Source organism: Tundrisphaera lichenicola (genome assembly GCF_051175385.1).
Classification (GTDB): domain Bacteria; phylum Planctomycetota; class Planctomycetia; order Isosphaerales; family Isosphaeraceae; genus Tundrisphaera; species Tundrisphaera lichenicola.
The window spans coordinates 2,628,665-2,649,359 of the sequence record NZ_CP195106.1; the positions used below are offsets into that span (position 1 = coordinate 2,628,665).

General features: G+C 63.5%; 25 protein-coding genes. 22 read left to right on the forward strand and 3 right to left on the reverse strand.

What is annotated here, in order from left to right; translation table 11 throughout:
• The first annotated feature begins 67 nt into the window (after positions 1-67).
• The 18 genes from rplN to P12x_RS10475 all read left to right on the forward strand — a co-directional run bounded on the left by rplN (position 68) and on the right by P12x_RS10475 (position 11,223).
• A complete protein-coding gene (rplN, locus tag P12x_RS10390) occupies positions 68-448 on the forward strand; it encodes a 50S ribosomal protein L14 (protein WP_435010792.1) in 381 nt (126 codons plus the stop codon).
• A gap of 42 nt (positions 449-490) precedes the next feature.
• On the forward strand, positions 491-859 hold the full coding sequence (gene rplX, locus P12x_RS10395; RefSeq protein WP_435010793.1) for a 50S ribosomal protein L24: 369 nt from the start codon (positions 491-493) through the stop codon (positions 857-859).
• 100 nt (positions 860-959) lie between these two features.
• Entirely contained in the window at positions 960-1,523 is a 564-nt protein-coding gene (gene rplE / locus P12x_RS10400) for a 50S ribosomal protein L5 (protein ID WP_435010794.1), read from the forward strand.
• 47 nt (positions 1,524-1,570) lie between these two features.
• Positions 1,571-1,756, forward strand: a complete 186-nt coding sequence (locus tag P12x_RS10405; protein ID WP_435010795.1) for a type Z 30S ribosomal protein S14 — start codon at positions 1,571-1,573, stop codon at positions 1,754-1,756.
• 104 nt (positions 1,757-1,860) lie between these two features.
• On the forward strand, positions 1,861-2,256 hold the full coding sequence (gene rpsH / locus P12x_RS10410; protein WP_435010796.1) for a 30S ribosomal protein S8: 396 nt from the start codon (positions 1,861-1,863) through the stop codon (positions 2,254-2,256).
• A 137-nt stretch (positions 2,257-2,393) separates the two neighbouring features.
• Positions 2,394-2,945: a 50S ribosomal protein L6 gene (rplF, locus tag P12x_RS10415; protein ID WP_435010797.1), complete on the forward strand. Its 552-nt coding sequence runs from the start codon at positions 2,394-2,396 to the stop codon at positions 2,943-2,945.
• 108 nt (positions 2,946-3,053) lie between these two features.
• Complete coding sequence (rplR, locus tag P12x_RS10420; protein ID WP_435010798.1) at positions 3,054-3,422, forward strand: 50S ribosomal protein L18; 369 nt, start codon at positions 3,054-3,056, stop codon at positions 3,420-3,422.
• Between the two features lie 140 nt (positions 3,423-3,562).
• Positions 3,563-4,060 carry a 30S ribosomal protein S5 gene (rpsE, locus tag P12x_RS10425; protein WP_435010799.1) on the forward strand — a complete coding sequence of 166 codons (498 nt, stop codon included), beginning with the start codon at positions 3,563-3,565 and terminating at the stop codon, positions 4,058-4,060.
• The gene (gene rplO, locus P12x_RS10430; RefSeq protein ID WP_435010800.1) at positions 4,060-4,509 is read left to right on the forward strand and encodes a 50S ribosomal protein L15; all 450 of its coding nucleotides are present in this window, start codon (positions 4,060-4,062) and stop codon (positions 4,507-4,509) included. Before rpsE ends, rplO begins: the two co-directional genes overlap by 1 nt.
• A gap of 124 nt (positions 4,510-4,633) precedes the next feature.
• On the forward strand, positions 4,634-6,043 hold the full coding sequence (secY, locus tag P12x_RS10435) for a preprotein translocase subunit SecY (protein ID WP_435010801.1): 1,410 nt from the start codon (positions 4,634-4,636) through the stop codon (positions 6,041-6,043).
• Positions 6,044-6,145: 102 nt separating this feature from the next.
• Complete coding sequence (map, locus tag P12x_RS10440) at positions 6,146-6,961, forward strand: type I methionyl aminopeptidase (protein ID WP_435010802.1); 816 nt, start codon at positions 6,146-6,148, stop codon at positions 6,959-6,961.
• A 186-nt stretch (positions 6,962-7,147) separates the two neighbouring features.
• Positions 7,148-7,261, forward strand: coding sequence for a 50S ribosomal protein L36 (gene rpmJ, locus P12x_RS10445; RefSeq protein ID WP_435010803.1), 114 nt, complete (start codon positions 7,148-7,150; stop codon positions 7,259-7,261).
• Between the two features lie 35 nt (positions 7,262-7,296).
• Entirely contained in the window at positions 7,297-7,680 is a 384-nt protein-coding gene (gene rpsM, locus P12x_RS10450; protein WP_435010804.1) for a 30S ribosomal protein S13, read from the forward strand.
• Between the two features lie 170 nt (positions 7,681-7,850).
• On the forward strand, positions 7,851-8,231 hold the full coding sequence (gene rpsK, locus P12x_RS10455) for a 30S ribosomal protein S11 (RefSeq protein ID WP_435010805.1): 381 nt from the start codon (positions 7,851-7,853) through the stop codon (positions 8,229-8,231).
• A 161-nt stretch (positions 8,232-8,392) separates the two neighbouring features.
• Complete coding sequence (gene rpsD, locus P12x_RS10460) at positions 8,393-9,022, forward strand: 30S ribosomal protein S4 (protein WP_435010806.1); 630 nt, start codon at positions 8,393-8,395, stop codon at positions 9,020-9,022.
• Positions 9,023-9,177: 155 nt separating this feature from the next.
• On the forward strand, positions 9,178-10,170 hold the full coding sequence (locus tag P12x_RS10465) for a DNA-directed RNA polymerase subunit alpha (protein ID WP_435010807.1): 993 nt from the start codon (positions 9,178-9,180) through the stop codon (positions 10,168-10,170).
• 132 nt (positions 10,171-10,302) lie between these two features.
• Positions 10,303-10,716 (forward strand): 50S ribosomal protein L17, encoded by a 414-nt coding sequence (gene rplQ / locus P12x_RS10470; RefSeq protein WP_435010808.1) that lies wholly within the window; start codon positions 10,303-10,305, stop codon positions 10,714-10,716.
• A gap of 81 nt (positions 10,717-10,797) precedes the next feature.
• Positions 10,798-11,223, forward strand: a complete 426-nt coding sequence (locus P12x_RS10475) for an HIT family protein (RefSeq protein WP_435010809.1) — start codon at positions 10,798-10,800, stop codon at positions 11,221-11,223.
• A gap of 99 nt (positions 11,224-11,322) precedes the next feature.
• Here P12x_RS10475 and P12x_RS10480 read toward each other — a convergent pair whose 3' ends face one another.
• Together P12x_RS10480 and P12x_RS10485 are read right to left on the reverse strand one after the other, a co-directional pair.
• Positions 11,323-12,429: a prenyltransferase/squalene oxidase repeat-containing protein gene (locus P12x_RS10480; protein ID WP_435010810.1), complete on the reverse strand. Its 1,107-nt coding sequence runs from the start codon at positions 12,427-12,429 to the stop codon at positions 11,323-11,325.
• A 165-nt stretch (positions 12,430-12,594) separates the two neighbouring features.
• Positions 12,595-13,548: a DUF4214 domain-containing protein gene (locus P12x_RS10485; RefSeq protein WP_435010811.1), complete on the reverse strand. Its 954-nt coding sequence runs from the start codon at positions 13,546-13,548 to the stop codon at positions 12,595-12,597.
• Positions 13,549-14,415: 867 nt separating this feature from the next.
• Here P12x_RS10485 and P12x_RS10490 point away from each other — a divergent pair.
• From P12x_RS10490 to rtcA, 4 genes are all read left to right on the forward strand, one after another.
• Positions 14,416-15,051, forward strand: coding sequence for a hypothetical protein (locus tag P12x_RS10490; protein WP_435010812.1), 636 nt, complete (start codon positions 14,416-14,418; stop codon positions 15,049-15,051).
• Between the two features lie 40 nt (positions 15,052-15,091).
• A complete protein-coding gene (locus P12x_RS10495; RefSeq protein WP_435010813.1) occupies positions 15,092-16,747 on the forward strand; it encodes a flotillin family protein in 1,656 nt (551 codons plus the stop codon).
• 215 nt (positions 16,748-16,962) lie between these two features.
• Complete coding sequence (locus P12x_RS10500; protein WP_435010814.1) at positions 16,963-17,910, forward strand: hypothetical protein; 948 nt, start codon at positions 16,963-16,965, stop codon at positions 17,908-17,910.
• Between the two features lie 21 nt (positions 17,911-17,931).
• Entirely contained in the window at positions 17,932-19,137 is a 1,206-nt protein-coding gene (rtcA, locus tag P12x_RS10505) for an RNA 3'-terminal phosphate cyclase (RefSeq protein ID WP_435010815.1), read from the forward strand.
• 3 nt (positions 19,138-19,140) lie between these two features.
• On the opposite strand, the gene P12x_RS10510 is transcribed toward rtcA, so the two are convergent.
• Positions 19,141-20,598, reverse strand: a complete 1,458-nt coding sequence (locus P12x_RS10510; protein ID WP_435010816.1) for an MATE family efflux transporter — start codon at positions 20,596-20,598, stop codon at positions 19,141-19,143.
• Positions 20,599-20,695 lie beyond the last annotated feature (97 nt).

Consider the following 20,695-nt stretch of genomic DNA (forward strand, 5'->3'; position numbering starts at 1 on the left):
CTGATCAGCCTCCGATGCGGCCCTACCCTTCCTCTCACTGACCGCTGACCACTCCTTCGGGTGTCCCATGATCCAGATGCAAACGCGGCTCGACGTGGCCGACAACACCGGGGCCAAGGAAGTCATGTGCTTCAAGGTGCTCGGCGGCAGCGCCTCGCACTACAAGAGGCGTGTGGCCGGACTCGGCGATGTGATCATCGCCAGCGTCAAGAAGGCCAGCCCCGGCGGCGATGTCAAGGCCGGCGACGTGGTCCGTTGCGTCGTGGTCCGGGTCCGCAGCTCGACCCGGCGCGTCGACGGCTCGTACATCAAGTTCGACCGCAACGCCGTCGTCCTGATCGACAACGACAAGAACCCTCGCGGGACTCGGATCTTCGGGGCAATCGCCCGCGAACTCCGCGACCGGCAATTCATGAAGATCATCAGCCTGGCCTCCGAGGTGGTCTGAGCCAGCCTGGCCCTTCCCCCGCACCAAGCAACGAGCCTTGTTATGCTTATCCGAAAAGACGATCAGGTCGAAGTGATCACCGGCGACGACAAGGGTTCCCCTTCCGCCCGGAAGATCGCCAAGGTGCTCCGCGTCCTCCCCGAGAAGAACAAGATCCTCGTCGAGGGGGTCAACCGGGTTTACAAGCACCTGAAGCCCGGTGCCAAAAATCAGCAGGGTGGCCGGCTCTCCAAGGAGATGCCGATCGACGCCTCCAACGTCATGCTGCTCTGCCCCTCGTGCAACCGAGGTGTCCGCGTTGGGCATCGGTTCACCGATGAGGGGCGGAAGCAACGCTATTGCAAGTCGTGCTCGACCTCGCTCGGCGATGTCGGCCCGGCCAAGACCTCACGGGCCGCCGGCAAGGCTTGATCGTCGGATCACCTTGGGACCGGAAGTCTGTTACACTTAGAATTATTGATCGCCGTTCGGTTGGCCCCGCGCTCGGTCGCGACGGAGAAGGTGACGTCCCATGGCTCGCTTGATGGATCACTACAATACGACGGTCGCGACCGAACTGGCGACCAAGTTCGGCGTCACCAACAAGATGGCGATCCCGAAGCTCGAAAAGATCGTCATCAACATGGGCGTCGGCCGCGCCACCCAGGATAAGGCGTTGATCGATGCGGCCGTTGATAGCCTGACCAAGATCTCCGGCCAGAAGCCGATGGTCACCAAGGCCAAGACCTCCGTGGCCGGCTTCCGGCTCCGCGAAGGCAACGAAATCGGCTGCAAGGTGACTCTCCGCGGCAAGCGGATGTACGAGTTCCTTGACCGCCTCGTCTCGATCGCCTTGCCTCGTATCCGCGACTTCCGCGGAGTGAATCCGAACAGCTTCGATGGGCACGGCAACTACACGCTTGGCCTGGCCGAGCAGGTCGTCTTCCCCGAGATCGACGCCGACCGGCTCCAGCACACCCAGGGCATGGATATCACGATCGTGACCTCGGGCAAGACCGATGATCAGGCTCGCGAGCTCCTTCGCGCCTTCGGGATGCCGTTCCGGGCCCCGAAGACCAAGGGCGACCCGAAGTGATCCGACCCCGCCATCGAATGAACCGCCGCACCGGACCCTGGTGAGACATGTCGACCAAAGCCCAGATGATCCGATCGCAAACCCCTCGCAAGTTCGCGGTCCAGCACCGGAACCGCTGCAAGCTCTGCGGTCGGCCCCGCGCTGTCTATCGCAAGTTCGGCGTCTGCCGGATCTGCTTCCGGAACCTGGCCGCCCGCGGCCTGATCCCGGGTGTCAAGAAGGCGAGCTGGTGAGCTTCGTCCTCGACCCGAGTTTGCCCGTCGCGCCGACGTCCTTCGTTCCCTCGAACGTTTCGAGAACTGGACGTTACCCGCGGCGGAGTTGAGACCGACCTGCCATGATGACCGATCCTGTCGCCGACATGTTGACGAGGATCCGCAATGCCACGCGGATCGAGAAGCCGCTGGTCGACATGCCCAGCTCGAAACTTCGCAAGGCCATCGCCCAGGTCCTCAAGGATGAAGGATATATCTGGGACTTCGAGGAGATCGAGACCGTCCCGTCGCGGACGCTCCGGCTCCAGATGAAGTACGGCCCGAATGGCGAGCGTCTGATCACCAAGATCGACCGGGTCAGCAAGCCGGGTTGCCGGAAATATACCGGCTACAAGGATCTCAAGCCGGTCCTCGGCGGCATGGGTATCCAGATCCTGAGCACTCCCAAGGGCGTGATCAGCGACCGAAGGGCCAAGGCCGAGAAGGTCGGTGGCGAATTGCTGGCCCTGATCCATTGATCCGAAATCCCCGACTCGGGTGAGGGCTCACCCACGGTCCGCCGGCAAGCGTTGCCGATCGTTGATCCGGACCGCCCTCCCCTTCCTGGCTTGTTGTTTCGGGCTGCGAATCCCGAACCGAGAAGATTGAGGCACCCATGTCCCGTATCGGACGTAAGCCGGTCGTCGTTCCGGCCAACGTGAAGGTTTCGATCGCCGACTCGACGATCCAGGTCGAGGGGCCCAAGGGCAAGCTCTCGTTCACCCACCGCGAGTCGATCGGCGTTCAATACGACGAGGCCGGCAAGCAGGTGCTCGTGACTCGGGGCGATGACGAGCGAGAAAATCGCGCACTTCATGGCCTGACCCGGAGCCTGATCGCCAACATGGTCGAGGGCGTCACCAACGGCTATACCAAGAAGCTCGAGATCGTCGGGGTTGGTTACCAGGCCCAGTTGAAGAAAGCCAACACGGTCGCTCTTCAGGTCGGTTTCGCCAATCAGGTCGTGCTGGAAGCCCCCCCCGGGGTGACCGTGGTCGTCCCCGACCCCACCCACGTCGTGATCAGCGGCTCCGATAAACAGGCCGTTGGCCAGTTTGCCGCCGTGGTCCGGAAGGTCCGCCCGCCCGAGCCGTACAAGGGCAAGGGGATCCGTTACGAGGGCGAGGTCGTCCGCCGCAAGGCCGGCAAGGCCTTCGGTGCCAAGTAAACTCATCCTGAAGGTGCTTCGCCCTCAGAATCTCTCTCAAGCTGGGGCTGGGCGTCCGGTCGGAATCGGCCGCCCCGGAACCCCCCTCGTGTCGATAAGGACCGTCCGGTGAAACAGCGCGAACTCGTCAACGTCCGGCGCCTCCGCCGCCAGCGCCACGTCCGCAAGCGGCTTCATGGGACCACCGAACGGCCTCGATTGGCCGTCTTCCGGAGTTCCAAGCATATCTACGTCCAGATCATCAACGACGACACCGGCACCACCTTGGCTTCGGCCAGCACCCTCGATCCCGAAATCCGCGGGACCACCCCTTATGGTGGGAACAAATCCGCCGCTGCGGTCGTCGGACGGGTTGTCGCGGAGCGAGCCAAGCAAGCCGGTATTGACAAGGTTTGCTTCGACCGTCGAAGCTACAAGTATCATGGCCGGATCCAGACCCTGGCCGACGCCGCGCGAGAAGCGGGCCTTTCGTTCTGAACATTCGGAGTGGCTAGTGGTTAGTGGCTAGTTATCAGCCAGAGGATTGATCCTTTATCGAGATCGGGACAGTGGTCGGCGTCTCGGTGGTCGTGCCTTGATGGCCACTAGCCCCTGATCACTAACCACTATTCGAGGGTATGACTGTGTCGAGCGACAATCGGGATCGAGATCGCGGGGAATGGTCGGAGAGCGTGGTGACCATTCGCCGCTGCGCCGCAGTAGTCAAGGGCGGTCGTCGTTTCAGCTTCAACGCCTTGGTGGTCGTGGGCAACGGCCGAGGCCAGGTGGCCTGGGGCTACGGCAAGGCCAATGAAGTCCCCCCGTCGGTCGAGAAAGGCGTCAAGGACGCCCACAAGCAGATGAATCGGGTGAACCTCAAGGGCAGCACGATCCCTCACCGGGTGATCGGCAAGTTCGGGGCGGCCCGCGTCGTGATGCTCCCGGCCAGCCCCGGTACTGGCGTCATCGCCGGCGGTGCGGTCCGGGCTGTTGTCCAGGCGGCGGGGATCACGGATATCCTGACCAAGAGCTACGGCTCCACCAATAAACTGAACATCGTCAAGGCGGCGATCAACGCCTTGAATCAGCTGCGGACCAAGGAAGAAGTCGCGCGGCTCCGGGGAGTGACCCTCTGATGCAGCTGCACGACGTCGACCAAGGGATCAATAAGTACAAGAAGCGCAAGCGTGTCGGCCGAGGCACCGGTTCGGGCCACGGCAAGACAGCCAGCAAGGGAGCCAAGGGGCACTCCTCCCGACAGGGGTTCAAGCAGAACCCACTGTTCGAGGGTGGACAGATGCCGTTGGCTCGACGCGTTCCCAAGCGGGGATTCGTCAATGGCGCGTTCAAGAAGGATTTCGCAATCGTCAATCTCGAGAAAATCGTGCTCGCCTTCGAGGCGGGCGCGGTGATCGACGAGGCCGCCCTCCGGGCCAAAGGCCTGGTCAAGGGCCGACATGACGATGGGGTGAAGATCCTCGGCGATGGCGAAGTCACCTTTGCCCTCACCATCCACGCTCAAAAGTTCAGCGAGTCGGCCGTCTCCAAGATTACCGCCGCTGGCGGTTCGGCCATCCTCGTCTGAATTGATCACTTATTCGGCGATTCGCGGTCAGCCGGCTGTCCTTTGTTTATCGCCGGACTGACCGCCTGCTTGCGCTCTTCCCCGGCCGACCGCCGATTGTTCGGAATCATCTCCAGGAGGAGTCGTGGATAAGCTCTTCACGATCTTGTTCAAGGTCCCGGAACTTCAGCGCAAGATCCTGATGACGGCCATGTTCCTGGCCATCTACCGGATTGGCTACTTCATCCCGCTCCATGTCGTCGATCAGGCACAACTCGAAGCCTGGCAGGCCAACCAGGCCCAGAGCGGGCTCGGCAAGGTGCTCAGCACCGTGGCCATGTTCGGCGGCGCACAGATCGGGATGAGCACGATCTTCGGTCTGGGGATCATGCCGTATATCTCGGCCTCGATCATTTTCCAGCTCCTTGGCAGCGTCGTCCCATCGCTCGAAGCGATGATGAAGGAGGGCGAGAGCGGGCGGAAAAAGATCAACGAATACACCAGGTACGCCACGGTCGTCCTTTGCTTGATCCAGAGTACCCTCTGGGTCCAGTACATGATGAATACACTCGACATCGTACATCCCGATCTTCGGGGTTCGATGAACGTCATCGTCTGCGTCCTCACGATGACGGCAGGCACGATCTTCTTGATGTGGATCGGCGAGCAGATCGACGAGTACGGGATCGGTAATGGAATCAGTCTCCTGATCATGGCCGGCATCCTCGCCCGGATGCCTGCCGCGCTCCTGGAACTCTTCCAGAATTCGACCACCAAACTCTCCGCCGAATCGGGCAAGCACGGTATCATCACCCTGGTTCTTCTGGCCATCGTCTTCCTGGCAGTGGTCGTCGGCGTGATCGCGATCACCGAGAGTCAGCGACGCATCCCGACACAATCGGCCAAGCACGTCCGGGGGCGTCGGGTCTATGGCGGGACCAAGCAGTATCTCCCGCTGAAGGTGAATCAGGCCGGCGTCATGCCGATTATCTTCGCATCCAGCCTGCTGATGTTCCCCTACTTCATCCTGAATAGCCTCCGGGAAGCGACGAAGACCTGGACGATTCCCAACAAGGTCAACGATGTCGTCCAGCCGATGACGCTGGTGGATAACATCAAGTATGCCTTCGGCTCGCTGTTCGACGCCGGCGCGGCCGCGTTCCAGAGCCACGGGTATGTCTATACCCTGTTCTACATCGTCTTGATCTACTTCTTCTGCTACTTTTGGACGGCCATCACCTTCAACCCGAAGGACATGGCCGAGAACCTGAAGGATTACGGCAGCTTCATCCCTGGATATCGGCCAGGGCGGCGAACGGCCGATTATCTCGAAAAGGTGATGCTTCGGATCACTTACGTCGGAGCGGCCTTCTTGAGTCTGGTGGCGGTCATCCCGTCGCTCGTCTCGACCGGCCTGGGTGTCAATTACACGGTCGCCTCGTTCGTGGGCGGCACCGGGTTGCTGATCATCATCAGCGTCTGCCTCGACCTCGTTCAGAAAATCGATAGCCATCTGATCATGCGGAATTACACCGGCCTGGTCAGCAAGCGTTGATTGTTACGGCCGGCGAATGTCCCCCGGTTCCTCCGAGGATGTTCGCCGGCCCTGTAGATCGTCCTTCCTCGTTCAACGTGATTCCTTGCCGGGACCGGTTTCGTGATCAAGCTGAAGAGTCCTCGCGAAATTGGTCTGATGCGCGAGGCTGGGAAGGTCGTGGCCAAGGCCCTGGACCAGGTTCGCCGCATGGCGACCCCCGGGGTCAGTACCGCGGAGATGGATGAAGCCGTTTCGGAAATCTTCCGCGAACACGACGCTCTACCCTTGTTCCGCGGGTATCCGAACTCCTCGAAGGGAAAACCACCCTTTCCTGCGGTCATTTGCGCTAGTGTGAACGAGGCAGTCGTCCACGGTATACCGACCCGCAAACCGCTTCGCGAAGGTGATGTGGTCTCGATCGACACCGGTTGCAAGATTAACGGATGGTGTGGGGATGCCGCGGTCACTCTGGCTATCGGAGAAGTCAGGCCTGAAATCCGCAAGCTCCTGGACGTGACCTCGCAGACACTCGACCTCTCGATCCGCGCGATGGCTCGCTGCTCCACGTGGTCCGAAGTGGCCGGTCTGATGGAACGATATGTCAAGAGCCAGGGGATGTTTGTGGTCGAGAAGTTCGTCGGTCACGGCATCGGCAAGGATATGCACGAGGATCCGCAGGTCCCCAACTTCGTCAGCAAGGCGCTCCGCAAGAACGATATCCGACTCGAGCCGGGGATCGTCCTGGCCATCGAGCCCATGGTGGCCCTTGGTACCAAGAACGTGGATACTCTGAATGACCACTGGACTGTCGTGACCAAGGATCGTCGAGCGAGCGCCCATTTCGAGCACACGGTGGCGATGACACCGGAAGGCCCCCGGATCTTGACCTATCTGGAAGATCCAGAAGAAGGTTTGATCCGGAAAAATCCCCTGTAAGCCCCTTGTGGAACGAACCCGTAGAGAGTATATTGGCCCAATTCGGCCCCGGACCGGTCGACCCCCGGACGTGGACAGGCGAGAGTGGAAGTGAATACGGTCGAGAGACGTTTCGGCCCGGAGGTTCGGGTCGAGTGTACGTCTCATCGCCCGAGGACGTCGACGCGAAAGCGAGCGAGTAGGCCGATGAAGATTCGATCCAGCGTGAAACGCATCTGCGAGACCTGCAAGATCGTCCGCCGCCGGGGCAAGGTGTACGTGATCTGCGAGAACCCCCGCCACAAGCAGCGGCAAGGCTGAACGCCCCCGGCAACTGCCCCACGGAGATAGGACGGATGCCTCGTATTCTCGGTGTCGACATCCCGAACGACAAGCGAACCATCATCTCGCTTCGGTACATCTACGGGATCGGCCCGTTCCTCGCGACCCAGCTCTGCGAGCGAGCTTCGGTCGATCCTGACAAGCGTGCCCGCGAGCTGACCGAGGACGAGCTTGCCAAGCTCGCGACCCTACTCGATAACGAGTACGTCGTCGAAGGGCAGCTTCGCCGTCAGGTCCAGCAGAACATCGCCCGGCTCCGAGATATCGGCTGTTATCGCGGCCTCCGGCACCGCAAGGGTTTGCCGGTTCATGGCCAGCGGACCCGGACCAACGCCCGGACCCGTAAGGGCCCCCGGAAGACGGTCGCCGGCAAGAAGGGCGTCAAGGAGATGCGTTAAGGCCGGCCGGATGGCCCCCCGAATCGCAGTGTCCCGTCCGCCCGAGGAGCCCGATGCCCGCGAAGGCAGGGGTCGCTTCGAGGTGGGCGGGTCGCGTTCTCTCGCCCGCCCCCGATTATCGACCCGAATCCGACCGATCGACGAGACCCTGAACCTGGAGCATCGGACCCGTGGCCAAGGCCAAGAAGCGAAAAGCGCGACGAAACGTCAGCCGGGCGGTCGTGCATATCAAAGCGACTTTTAATAATACCACGGTGACGATCACCGACCCGAACGGCGACGCGCTGTGCTGGGCCTCCTCCGGGACCGTCGGGTTCAAGGGAAGCCGAAAGAGCACGCCGTTCGCCGCGCAACGGGCGGCCGAGACCGCCGCCCAAACGGCCACCAAATACGGCGTCAAGGAAGTCGAAGTCAAGGTGAAGGGCCCCGGCTCTGGTCGCGAGAGCGCCATCACCGCCTTGCAAGCTTCCGGCCTCTCGATCAAGGCGATCGAAGACGTCACCCCGCTCCCCCACAACGGCTGCCGCCCTCCCAAGAAGCGGCGAGTCTGAGATATCGAGTCAGAGAGCAGTCAGCGATCAGCCGTCAGCCAACCCCTTCGAGAGGCGGCCTTTCGACGACGCGAATCGTTTGAGAATCGATTGATTTTATCCGGCTGAAGGCTGACAGTTGAAGGCTGACAGCTCCAATCCACAGGAACGCCCGAGACACCATGGGACGCCATATCGGACCGGTCTGCCGGCTCTGCCGCCGCGAAGGCCTGAAGCTGTTCTTGAAAGGGACACGCTGCGACACCCCGAAGTGCGCGGTCGATCGCCGCGAGGGCGTGCCCGGCATGCACCAGTTCCGCCGGAGCAAGGCGAGCGAATACTCGATCCGGCTCCGCGAGAAGCAGAAGGTCAAGCGGTATTACGGGATCTTCGAACGACAGTTCCGCAAGTATTTCGAGCTGGCTAGCCGCCGCCCCGGCAATACCGGCGACGCCCTGATGTCGCTCCTCGAACGTCGGCTTGATAACGTGGTGACCCGACTCGGTTTCGCGACCAGTCGTCCCCAAGCCCGTCAGATGATCACACATGGTCACATCACTGTGAACGGTCGGAAGCTCGACATCCCGAGCTACCTGGTCCGCCCCGGTGACCAGATCCAGGTGAAGGACCGCGAACACTCGCGCAAGCTGGCCGCTATCAGCCTGGCCACCGACGGCATGCCGCCGGTTCCCGACTGGCTCGACCGGACCGCGACCGAGCCCCCCGAGGGTCGTGTCTCGCGACTCCCCGCCACGCAGGATATCTCGCTCCCGGTGACCCCGCAGTTGATCGTCGAACTCCTGAGCCGCTGATCCTCTGAGCAACCGGCAATTCGTGGTCAGCTCTCGACCCGGAAGCTTTCAATGCGGAACGGTCGCCCCACAATGGGGCGATCTCCCTCGGAACCCTTCCTGGTGGATCGCTGCAAGCCGATTGCTGAAAGCTCCTTCCCCGGAGAACTCGCGCGATGCGCATCCGTTGGCGTGGCCTCGAACTTCCCAGCCGGGTCGTCTGCGCCCGCGATAAGCTGTCCGACATCTATGGCGAGTTCCACGTCGAGCCCTTCGAACGCGGTTTCGGCCACACCGTCGGCAATAGCCTGCGGCGGATCCTCCTGTCGAGCCTCGAGGGGAGTGCCGTCACCAAGATCAAAATTCAGGGGGTTCAGCACGAATTCTCGTCAATCCCCGGAATGGTCGAGGACATCACCGACCTGGTCCTGAATCTCAAGGGCCTGGTTGTCAAGAACCATTCGGAGCAGAACCGGACGATTCGGATCGACCGCGATCGGAGGGGCGTCGTCACCGCCGCCGATATCCTCCACGACGAGTCGATCGAGATCATCAATCCGGACCACATCCTCTGCACCCTCACCGACGACGTCCCGTTCGTCCTCGAAATGACCGTCGAGAATGGTCGGGGCTATCGGCCGGCGGCAGAGGGTCACACCGATGACCTCGAAGTCGGCGCGATCCCGATCGACGCCATCTTTAGCCCGGTGATCCGGGTCGAGTACAAGGTCGAGAATACTCGCGTCGGACAGCGGACCAACTACGACAAGCTGGTCTTGAAGCTCTGGACGACCGGGACCCTCGGCCCTGAGATGGCGCTGGTGGAAGCGGCCAAGATCATGCGGAAGCACCTCAACCCGTTCGTCCAGTACTACGAGCCTGGCCCCGGCCTCCCCGCCGAGCCGGGTGGTCACGATGGGTTCCGCGATCTGCCCCTGGACGCCGAGCTGGAGCGAAAGCTGGGCATGAGCCTGGCCGAGCTCGAGCTTTCGGTCCGCGCCACCAATTGCCTGGAGAGCGAGGGGATCACGACGGTCCGCGACCTGGTCTCTCGGAACGAAGATCAACTTCTGACGGTCCGGAACTTCGGCGAGACCACCCTCAAAGAGGTCAAGGCCAAGCTCCACGAGATCGGCCTCGACCTGGGGATGGATGTCGTCGCCCATTGATCGAAGCGAGTCGCCAGTCTTCAGTAGCCGGCTACCGCAAGGGTGAAGCGAGTCGAGATCCCACCCCGTTGCTACTGAATACTGGCTGCCGAATACTGGCTACTTCCACAATCCCGAGCCCCTGAACCTATCATGCGTCACCGAAATGCCGGCCGCAAATTCAAGCGGTCCCCGTCGCACCGACGGATGATGCTCCGCAACCTGGCGACCTCCCTGATCGAGCACGGGCGGATCGAGACCACCCTGGCCAAGGCCAAGGAACTCCAGCCGTACGTGGAGAAGATCATCTCGCTGGCCCGAGACGGGTGGGACCTCAACAAGTTCCGCCGGGTCCTGGCCGTCCTGACCAGCAAAAAGGTCACCTTCAACCTGTTCCACGACATCGGCCCCCGCTTCAAGGGGCGTCCGGGCGGTTATACCCGGATCTATAAGCTCGCCAAGGTCCGCCAGGGCGACGCCGCTCCGATGGGTATCATCGCCCTGCTCGGCGCCGACGAGCAGATCAAGACCCCGACCCGGCCCTCGGTTGCGCCTTCCGCGAACTGATCCGTCCGCACTCTCGAAAACTCCGAAGATCTGGAATTTGAGCCCTCAAATTTCAGATCTTTTTTTGTCTGGGAGGCATGCGTGAACCAGCACGATCCGGACTGCCTCTTCTGCAAGATCGCGCGTGGCGAGATCCCTTCGGCCAAGGTCCTGGAAACCGATCAAGCGATCGCGTTCCTCGACATTCATCCGGTCAACAAGGGACACGTCCTGCTGGTCCCGAAGTCCCATCACGCAACTCTTTCGGAACTCCCGGACGATCTCGCCGCAGCTACTGCGACGCTTCTCCCACGCCTCTGCCGGGCGATCATCGGGACCACGGGGGCGGATGGGCTGAACGTCATCGTCAATAATGGCGAGGTGGCCGGGCAGACCATCCACCATGGCCACTGGCACCTGATCCCTCGGTTCGTCGGCGACCCGGTCCACTGGCCCTGGCCTCACGAGACGTACTCGGATGGCGAGCTTGCAGAGATGCAGGGCCGGATCAAGTCATCCCTGCGCTAGATCGGTCTCGGCCGACTCGGTCCCGACCGCCGGACGAAGCCCGAGGTGGGATAGCTCCTCCGTTGCGTCGGAGTCGCCATCCCGCCACGAGCCTGATTCTCATTTCGCGTAGGCCAGGGCCAGCAAGGCATACGAGGTGACCAGGTTGGGGTCGCCTTCCATGAATCGGTCGGCGGGGTTGACCCAGCTTCCGTCGTCCGCCTGACGCTTGGCGAGGGCGGCAACCAGGTCGGACTTCCAATCGTGCGCCTGGCCTTCTGCGTCTACCAGGTTTGCCTTCCCGAGCAGGCTCAGGGCCTTGGCGAAGGTCTGGTAGTAGTAGTACAGGCCGGACTGACCGAGCCCCGGATTCTCGTCGACCGAGTAATGCCTGGCGATGTAGTCTGTTGCGGCCTTCACGCGGGGGTCGTCGGGCTTCAGTCCGGCGTGGATCATGCTCTTGAGACCGGCGTAGGTCATGCTGGCATACGAGCGGAGGCCGCCGTTGGCGTCGGTCGGCGGGACGGCCATGCTCACCCCTCCGGACGCGGCCGAGTAGATGAAGCCGCCATCGTTGACCTTTTCGGCCCAGGGCTGGTCGTTGAACTCGCTCTTGAGGTTCTGGCACCGCGAGACGAAGGTCAGGGCCTTGCGGAGGCTGGGGTCATCGGCCGGCAGGCCGGTATCGCGGAGGGCGTCCATGAAGAACGAGGTGTTGGATAGGTCGGGACGGCTCCGGCCACCATACCCGGCGCCTCCGAAGTAGGGATCGTCCGGCCCCTTGCCCTCGCCTTCGTCCCACTGGAGGCCTTTCAGATAATCCTGACCCGCCTTGATCTGGGCGTCGTATTGCCCCTTCGTGTTGGCCTCGTGGAACGCCATCAGGGCGACCGAGGTCACGTAGTTCGACTGGGGACCTTCGGCGAGTCCGCCCTTGGGCGAGATGAACCCTTCCAGGTAGGCTAGCCCCTTGACGACGGTCGGTTCGGCTGCCGTGGACCGGCCAGATCGGAGCAAGGCCGTGACGGCCAGTGCGGAGATTCCCGGGCCTCGCTCGCTCGACCAGCTGCCGTCGGCCTTCTGGCGAGAGCGCAGGAAGGAGACTGCCTTGGTCTTCAGCTCGTCGGAGTTGGCGAGCTCGGCCCGTGCCATCGAAGGGGAGATCGCAAAAGCGAAAGCCCCGCCGCTGGCGACGAGGAAACGGCGACGGTCCAGCCGGTGCGACATGGTGAAGAATTCCCTGAGGGTTCGATCCCTGGCACTCCCCCGAAGACAGGTCCAGCCCTCGGGACAGTGTCATTATACCGGGAACTCATTCGGAGTCTCGTCCCGAATCGAGTCGGGACGAAACCAGACGACCGGCGGAGGCTTTCTGGCCTCCGCCGCGAAAGATCAGACCCGGCCGTTGTAGGTGAGCAGGCGATCGCTCGCGAAATTCAACCGTGACTTCAGGATGTTGAAGTGGACGCCGATGCCATTGGCAAAGTAGGTCAGCATGTCATTCTGGATCAGGTTCCTGACCTGATTCACTTGACTGACATTGCCAGAGTTGCCGAAGTTCCCGTAAATCTGACCGTTGGGAGCCGGCGCCCCGAAGTAATAGACCGGCGGGGTGAAGGGTAGGGCATTTTCGACGATGATGCTGGTCGACGACGTCGCCGCCTCGGCCGAGTTGGCGATGGCGGAGGCGACCTCCTGCGGGGTCTTGCCGATGGCGAACTGGTTGACCCAGAAGTTGATGGCGAAGGCGTCGGCCGGGTGCCCGAGGACCTCGTCATATAGGGCCGAGACCAGTTGAGTCTGATTGTCGACCCCGCTGGCCCCATCGGTGATGTTCAGGCCGATGTATTCGGGGCTGGTCACGATGGTCGTCGTCAGGGCGGCGACCGTGAGAGAACCGTCCTGGAGCCCTTTGACCGCGCTATTGGTGAAAGACTGGGAGTTGACCGGCCGGTCCAGCAGCGTCTGGAATAGATTTTCCACGATGGCATCGGCTTGCTGGGTGGTGACCGAGCCGGTGCCAGTCTGGAACGTCTGGAGGTCGGCCAGGAGGATCGGCGTCAGCTGGCTCGTGCCATTAGGCAGGCGACTGACGAGTTTGTTGATCTGGTTCTGGACGGCCGTGGGGTTCGGATTATTGACGATGTGCTGGGCGGTATCGGATATCCGGCCGTTTACGTCGTGCCAGGTATTGGACGTGAGGTTGAGATTGCCGCGGGGCAGGTCCAGCCGAGGGATCATGAGGTTGATGTTCCCTCCCCCGAATGACATCAGGGCGCGATTCTCCATCGCGTCGACCGCCGGAAGGAATTTACGCTTCGGGGAGCGAGTGTTCAGGAGCGTCATGGCGTCGGTCCCTCATTAGGTGAATGCTCCAGCGGGGTGGTCGCACAATCTCACGAACCTCCCAGAGCAAGTTCATACTTAACGAGCGACTTCACCACATGCAATCTTTTATCCCTACCTGCTTGATATTATTTTTTTCAAGTATTTAAATTTAAAATTTGCCCCCCTCATTTATCGCCTAAAAATTCATTAAGTCTCGAAACAAACACGCTCTCGAGCGGTTGTCGCTGAGAAAGCGATTACTCCCCAGCTTGCTGCCGGAACCGCCTCCGAATTCATGCGTGACCCTCCCTTCGGGTGCTGCACTCGATGCCGGAGATCATGCGGTGAGGTCTGATCCGTCTCACCCCAACCGCCGCAGGTCGGGGGCTTCGAAGCCTTCATGCCGCGGGATATCGGCAGAGGGCCGGGCGAAAGACCAGGGTGTTTCGTCGTCGACACTTTGACACTGAAGTGTCACCGGCCGAAACGGGGCAGGCGCGGCCGGGAGCCTCGATTTTCGGACGACCCGGCCCTCCGCCGGAGAGCCGCCACCAGAGAGGGCCGGTCAGCCCCCGGACCGTTCGCCGACGGCCACGAGCTGGACTTCGGGGGCGGCGTCACTGGCGGATTCCAGCCCGCGGGCAATCGCCAGGATTTGCTCGACGAGGATCGTCTCCGGTTGGGATCACGGCGCGCTTCCAAATCGAGAGCGAATGCTCACTTCGCTACATCATTGATCGCCAACAAGCCGGATAATCGTCATTGACGCACTCTCTTTTCATAAAGAGGAGCGATCTGAATCTGACAATATTCCCCGGTCGAGCGAGAATAGACCTGGACAAACACTCGATCGGTCGAGGTCCCGAGTTTGGCGGAGGAGGTATCATGCACCAATTCTTCCTGATCTGCGCGACAATCGGGGGCACGATCCTCATCCTGCGACTCGGGCTCTCGCTGCTGGGCCTCGGATTCGACAGCCTGGACGGCTCCTTGGGGGACTTCGGCGACGCCGATGCCGACGCGGGCTTCGGCGATGATGCCTCGGCCGATCCAGCAGGCCCCGGGTCGGGGCATCACACCGATCTCGGGCGGATCTTCACCTTCCAGGCGATCGTCTCCTTCCTCGCCTTCTTCGGGATCGGCGGCCTGGCGGCCCTGGAGTCGAAGCAGCACGCGACGGTCGCCGTCCTCATCGGCTCGGCGACCGGGTTCGTCGCCGTCACCTTGCTCGGGTACATCCTCCGGGCGCTCCGGAAGCTGAACACCGACGGCACGGTCCGGATCTCGGGAGCGGTCGGGCTGGAGGGGAAGGTCTATCTCCGGATCCCCGCCGACGGAGCGGGCGAGGGGAAGATCACGCTGCCGATCCAGGGCCGGACCATCGAGATCCTGGCAAGGACGCCCGGCCCGGGACTGCGGACCGGCGAGACGGTCGTCGTCAGTCGGGTCATCGACGAGAAGATTGTCGAGGTCGTCACGCCTCCGGCCCATCTGGTCAAGCCGGCCTCATTCGCCGAGTGAGCCGGTCCTCTTCGAGGAAACATCCGGGAGTTCGATCCTCATGTCCCTTTCCATCCCCCTGTTCCTGGCCCAGGGCGCCACGCCTCAGGTCGAGTCGTTCTGGCCGATCGTCGGCGCGGTGCTCTTCGCCGTGGCGGTCTTCGGGGTCTTGCTCACGGCCCTCCGGTGCTACAAGCGGTGTCCGTCGAACAAAGTCCTGGTGAAATGGGGCGTGGGTACCGGCTCGAAGTCGGCCACTTGCGTCCACGGCGGGGGGGCCATCGTCTTCCCGGTCTTCCAGGATTACGGGTATCTCTCCCTGGAACCGATCCAGATCGAGATCCCCCTGCGTGGGGCACTCTCATTCGAGAACATCCGCGTGAACGTGCCGAGCGTCTTCACCGTCGCCATCGGGACGGAGCCCGAGGTGATGCAGAACGCCGCGATCCGACTGCTCAACCTGACCCGCGACCAGGTCAGCGCCCAGGCGTCCGACCTGATCTTCGGCCAGCTCCGGCAGGTGATCGCGTCGATGGCGATCGACGACATCAACCGCGATCGCGAGAAGTTCCTGGAGAACATCCAGAACTCGCTGGAGATGGAACTCCGGAAGATCGGCCTGGTCCTGATCAACGTCAACATCACCGACCTGACCGACGACTCCGGCTACATCGAGGCGATCGGCCGGAAGGCCGCCAGCACCGCGATCAACCAGGCCGAGATCGACGTCTCCGAGCAGCAGAAGTACGGCTCGATCGGGGTCGCCAAGGCCAAGCAGCTCCAGGCCATCGAGGTCGCCGACGCCGAGAAGCTCCGCGAGATCGGGATCAAGACCGCCGAGCGCGAGCGGGCGGTCCGGGTCGCCGAACTGTTGAAGGAAGAGAAGATCGGGGTGGAGACGGCGACCTACGAACAGCAGGCCAGCGTGAAGCTCGCCGAGCGCGAGATGCGGATCAAGCTGGCCGAGGCCGACGCCCAGGCGATCGGCGGAGAGAACGAATCCAAGGCGAAGATCGCCGCCTCGAACGCCGACCTCGCCGTCAAGCAGGCCGAGGCCTTCCAGATCGGCGAGACCAAGAAGCGAGAGGCCCAGGCCGGCGTCGAGGAAGCCGCCTTCCGAGCCCAGACCAAGGCCGCGCTCGCCCAGGCCGAGAAGATCGAGGCCGAGCAACGAGCCCAGCTCGAGGCCGTCGCCAAGGCCAAGAAGGCCCAGGTGATCGTCGAGGCCGAGGCCCTCTCGGAGCGGACCCGGATCGAGGCCGAGGGTAACGCCAAGGCCATCTATGCCAAGCTCGAGGCCGAAGCTCGGGGCAATTACGAGATCCTCGCCAAGAAGGCCGAGGGGCTCCGCGAGATCGTCTCCGCCTGCGGAGGGGCCCAGGATGCCTTCCAGCTCCTGATGCTCGAACATATCGAGACGCTCTCGAAGACCGCCGCCCAGGCGATCTCCAACATCAAGTTCGACAAGGTCATCGTCTGGGAGAACGGCGGGGCCAACGGCAACGGGGCCACCGCCGGCTTCCTCCAGAACATGGCCAAGACCCTCCCCCCCGTCCTCCAGATCATGGAGAACATCGGCGGGGTCAAGATGCCCGAGTACTTCGGCAAGATGGTCGAGAACCCCGAGGCCGTCGCCAACGGTCACGTCGAGAAGACGAAGGCCGCCGCGCCGACGCCCGCGACCGCCGCGACGGACAAGCCCGGCAAGCGGTCCTGAACCGATCCCCGGCGACCCTGGCCGACCAGGGTCGCCGGATCACCCCGGTTTCCAGACTTGCCCCCGGCAACCCCGGGCCCGCCGATCCCGAAGATCCGGGAGCGATTGCGGTTGACGCTCCGGGCGATCGGCCCTAGACTTCGCCCCCGAGGTCCGTCCCCGGGCTGGCGAGATGCCTCGTCGGTCGATCACGGTCGCGGAAAGGATTCCGCCCCATGAACCGCAAGTCCGCCGCGTCCGCCCTGGCCATGATGGCCCTGGCCGGATGCAACCTGAACCGGTCCGACCAGCGGCCCAGTGACGCTGGGGTCACTCCCACCGTCTTCAACTCCAACGAGTCGCGCCCCGGGCAAGTCCTCCAGCCGAATTACTGCCGGGTCGACACCGCGATCCTCTCCCGGCCGATGGGGGACAAGGTCGTCGAGTCCTCGCTCTGGGACATCGCCAACGTCCAGGACATCCCGATCGATCTCCGCCAGGCGTTGGAGTCGAACGGCCTCCGGGTGGGCGTGATCACCGGGAGCCTGCCGGTCGACGTCCTCGAATGCTTCAAGCAGGGTCCCGGGAAGAACGAGACGCGTTGGGTTAATTTTGCCGTCCCCGAAGGGCAGCACAGCCCGATCGACATGGGAATCCAGACCGAGTCGGTCACGCTCTTGCTGAACCACAACGGGAAGGTCGACGGTCGCGACTACCAGGACGCCGGCGCCCGGCTGATCCTGACGCCCAACCACCACGGGCCCAAGGGGGTCCTGGTGCGATTGGTCCCGCAGATCCACCACGGGGTCTCGCGACGGACCATCGCCCCGATCCAGAATCCCGGCCCTTTCGCCCCCCACGAGTTTTCCATCAAGGACGGCCAGCAGGAGGACATCCTCCGCGAGTTGACCACCTCGATCGACATCCAGCCGGGGCAGACCGTCGTGATCGGGTGCCGGCCCGGCCAACCCCGGAGCCTGGGCACCTTTATGTTCACCCAGCCCGAGCCCAACAGCGACCGGATGCTCCAGAGCGTCCTGCTGATCCAGGCGACCCGGAACAAGGTCGGCGAGACACCTTCCGAGTTCCTGGGCGAGCCGGCCGAGATGCCCGACCTCGCCGTCAAGCCCTGGCCGATGCCCTCGAATGATTCGAGGTCGACCCTGATGCCCGATGCCCGCTGAAATCTCGCAAGGACCACGCCGATGGATTGGCAACTGGGATCTCGAGGGCGAACCCGGAACAGCTCGTCGGCGTCGACCAAGCGTTGGGTGACTCACGCCCGGCACGAGGGATCGGCCCCGCACTGGGCGGTCGGGCGACCTTCAGGCGGAGAGCCGACGGGGGGATTCGAGGTGGCGACCGAGCCGGGATCGGGATTGATCACGCTGGACGGGTCGAGCGGCGAGGGCGGGGGCCAGATCCTCCGGACCGCGCTCACCCTGTCGATGCTGACCGGCCGCCCGTTCCGGATCGTCAAGATCCGGGCCAACCGCGACAAGCCGGGGCTCCGGCCCCAGCACGCCATGGCGGTCGAGGCCGCCGCCCTGCTCTGCTCCGCCGAGGTGACGGGGGGATCCGTCGGCTCGCGGGATCTCACGTTCCGACCCGGTCCGATCCGGCCACGCGACCTCGAAATCGGGATCGGGACCGCTGGGGCCACCGCCCTGGTCCTCCAGACCCTCCACTTGCCGATTTCCCTCCGATCCGAAGCCGGGACTCGACTGGTCCTGACCGGGGGGACCTTCAACCTCGCCGCCCCGTCGTTCCCCTTCCTGGACACGACCTGGCGGGACTACCTGGCCCGGATCGGGATGCCGATCTCGCTCCAGATGACCGCAGCGGGCTACTTCCCCGAAGGAGGCGGACGGGTCGAGGCCTGGATCGAGCCGGCCACGCCTCGCCCCCTGGTCCTCGAAAATCGGGGCGATCTGGTAGGGATCCGAGGGATCGCCGACACGAGCCATCTGGACGGCCGGATTGGTGAGCGCATGGTCAACCGCGCGATCGCTCGGCTGGACGAGCGGGGACTTCCCTCCGAGATCGAGCTGCGTCACTCGCCGGCCCCCAGCCCGGGGGCCTCGATCGCCCTGACGGCCGAGTTCGCCGACGCCCCGCCCGCCACCTTCGTCGGTCTCGGCAAGCGGGGCAAACCGGCCGAAGATGTCGCCGACGAGGCGGTGGATCAGTTGTTGGAGGATCTCGATGCCTTGTCGGGAGCGGTGGACGCCCATTCCGCCGACCAGATCCTCCTGCCGTTGGCCTTCGCCGAGGGGCGGAGCGTCTACACCGTCACCCAAGTCACCGACCATCTCCGGACCAACGCCCGGACCATCCGGGCCTTCCTCGACCGCCCGATCCGGATCGAGGAAGCGGACGAGGGGCCGGGCGGCCGGGTCGTGGTGGGCTGAGACTTACGGGACGTCGACGGCGGGCGCCGCCTCGATCACTCGCATGCTCTTCCATCGGCCGGAGCGGAACCGAAGGAGGAAGCAGACGGCCATCGCCAGGATGTAGACCGTCGCGAAGATCCAGGCCCAGTGGAGCGGGCCATCGGCCCGGACCAGGAAGTAGGTCGGGATCACCATCAAGGGCCAGGCCAGGACGAACGTCAGGATCGAGACGAACCGGGTGTCGCCCGCCCCCCGGAGCGCGAACGCGATCGTGATGTTCAGGGCGTCGGCCAGCGAGTAAATCGCCGCGCAGGCCAGCAGGGTCGGCACCAGCGACGCCAGTTCCGCGAAGCTCTGCGGGTCGCGATCCCCCTCGAACATCGAGACGAGGACCCCGGGGATGAACAGGTAGGCCGAGGCCACCAGGCACATGTAGCCGAAGGTCCACCGGACCCCGGTATAGGTCGACCGCTCGGCCAGATCCGGACGATCGGCGCCGAGCCGCTGACCCACCAGGATCGAGACCGCCTGGGCCATCCCTTGCATCGGCAGGAAGGCCACCATGTTCAGGCGGACCGTCAGGGCCGTCGCCCCGGCCTGCGCCTCGCCCAGCCTGCCGACGAGTTGCACGAATACATGGAAGACCAGGACGTCTGAGAAGACCTGCGCCCCGGCCGGGAGGCCATATTTCAGGAGTCGTCCGAAGAGCTGGGGGTCGATCCGCCAGCCGCGACGGGTCTCGAACTCCTCGGCATAACGCGACCTGAGGAACAGCCCCAGGCCGATCAGGGCCGAGACCCACGAGCCCGCCACCGTCGCCCAGCCCGCCCCCGCGATCCCCATCTCGGGAGCCCCCAGCCGGCCGGAGATCAGGACCAAGTCCAGGGCGACATTCACCGCCGTGCCCGCCACCTCCACCCCCAGGACCACCCAGGTCTGGCCCCGGCCCGAGAAAAACCCGTTCGTCGCCGCCATCACCAGCATCGGGAGGGCCGCGAAGCAGAGACATCGAAGGTAGATCGCCTCCAGGCCCTGGAGGGCCTCGGAGTGCCCACCTAGGGCGATCAGGCTCGGCCCCGCCGGGATCATCAGGAGGAAGAGAAGCCCGGCGATCCAGGCGAAATGAATCCCCTGCCAGATCGCCGGCCCCACCCGCTTCGGGCGGCCCGCCCCGGTGTACTGGGCGACGAAGGTCGACACGTAGCCGGCGGCCACCTGGAGCAAGCCGAACGGGAGCCAGAACCACATGACCGCCGGGAACGAAGCGGCCATCTCCCGAGAGTCATGCCAGGACAGCAGGATCGTGTCGACGAAGACCTGGACGGTCATGAAACTCTGGCTGAGGACCAGCGGCAAGGCGAGCGCCAGGAGTTCCCGAGACCCGCCCGCCCCCGGCTTGACCGGCTCCGGATCGTCCGGTCCCGGTCGGGGAGAGGGCCGATCCACACCCGCGAATTCCTCGATCGTTCCGCGACTCATCGCCCGTCCTTCCTCTCCAGAACCGAATTTTCCCACCGCCTCGCTTGACGTAAGGAGGTTCCGAAGCCCGTCGTGGTTCGGACCCCGGCCAAATTCT

Excerpts from the sequence above, each read along its gene's own strand:
- P12x_RS10510 (WP_435010816.1), bottom strand. The coding sequence starts at position 20,598 with ATGAGTCGCGGAACGATCGAGGAATTCGCGGGTGTGGATCGGCCCTCT.
- P12x_RS10465 (WP_435010807.1), top strand. The coding sequence starts at position 9,178 with ATGCGCATCCGTTGGCGTGGCCTCGAACTTCCCAGCCGGGTCGTCTGC.
- rpsE (WP_435010799.1), top strand. The coding sequence starts at position 3,563 with ATGACTGTGTCGAGCGACAATCGGGATCGAGATCGCGGGGAATGGTCG.
- rplQ (WP_435010808.1), top strand. The coding sequence starts at position 10,303 with ATGCGTCACCGAAATGCCGGCCGCAAATTCAAGCGGTCCCCGTCGCAC.
- P12x_RS10500 (WP_435010814.1), top strand. The coding sequence starts at position 16,963 with ATGAACCGCAAGTCCGCCGCGTCCGCCCTGGCCATGATGGCCCTGGCC.
- rplE (WP_435010794.1), top strand. The coding sequence starts at position 960 with ATGGCTCGCTTGATGGATCACTACAATACGACGGTCGCGACCGAACTG.
- P12x_RS10480 (WP_435010810.1), bottom strand. The coding sequence starts at position 12,429 with ATGTCGCACCGGCTGGACCGTCGCCGTTTCCTCGTCGCCAGCGGCGGG.
- rpsH (WP_435010796.1), top strand. The coding sequence starts at position 1,861 with ATGATGACCGATCCTGTCGCCGACATGTTGACGAGGATCCGCAATGCC.
- rplF (WP_435010797.1), top strand. The coding sequence starts at position 2,394 with ATGTCCCGTATCGGACGTAAGCCGGTCGTCGTTCCGGCCAACGTGAAG.
- rpmJ (WP_435010803.1), top strand. The coding sequence starts at position 7,148 with ATGAAGATTCGATCCAGCGTGAAACGCATCTGCGAGACCTGCAAGATC.
- P12x_RS10485 (WP_435010811.1), bottom strand. The coding sequence starts at position 13,548 with ATGACGCTCCTGAACACTCGCTCCCCGAAGCGTAAATTCCTTCCGGCG.
- P12x_RS10495 (WP_435010813.1), top strand. The coding sequence starts at position 15,092 with ATGTCCCTTTCCATCCCCCTGTTCCTGGCCCAGGGCGCCACGCCTCAG.
- P12x_RS10490 (WP_435010812.1), top strand. The coding sequence starts at position 14,416 with ATGCACCAATTCTTCCTGATCTGCGCGACAATCGGGGGCACGATCCTC.
- P12x_RS10405 (WP_435010795.1), top strand. The coding sequence starts at position 1,571 with ATGTCGACCAAAGCCCAGATGATCCGATCGCAAACCCCTCGCAAGTTC.
- rtcA (WP_435010815.1), top strand. The coding sequence starts at position 17,932 with ATGGATTGGCAACTGGGATCTCGAGGGCGAACCCGGAACAGCTCGTCG.
- rpsM (WP_435010804.1), top strand. The coding sequence starts at position 7,297 with ATGCCTCGTATTCTCGGTGTCGACATCCCGAACGACAAGCGAACCATC.
- rplN (WP_435010792.1), top strand. The coding sequence starts at position 68 with ATGATCCAGATGCAAACGCGGCTCGACGTGGCCGACAACACCGGGGCC.
- rpsD (WP_435010806.1), top strand. The coding sequence starts at position 8,393 with ATGGGACGCCATATCGGACCGGTCTGCCGGCTCTGCCGCCGCGAAGGC.
- rplX (WP_435010793.1), top strand. The coding sequence starts at position 491 with ATGCTTATCCGAAAAGACGATCAGGTCGAAGTGATCACCGGCGACGAC.
- rplO (WP_435010800.1), top strand. The coding sequence starts at position 4,060 with ATGCAGCTGCACGACGTCGACCAAGGGATCAATAAGTACAAGAAGCGC.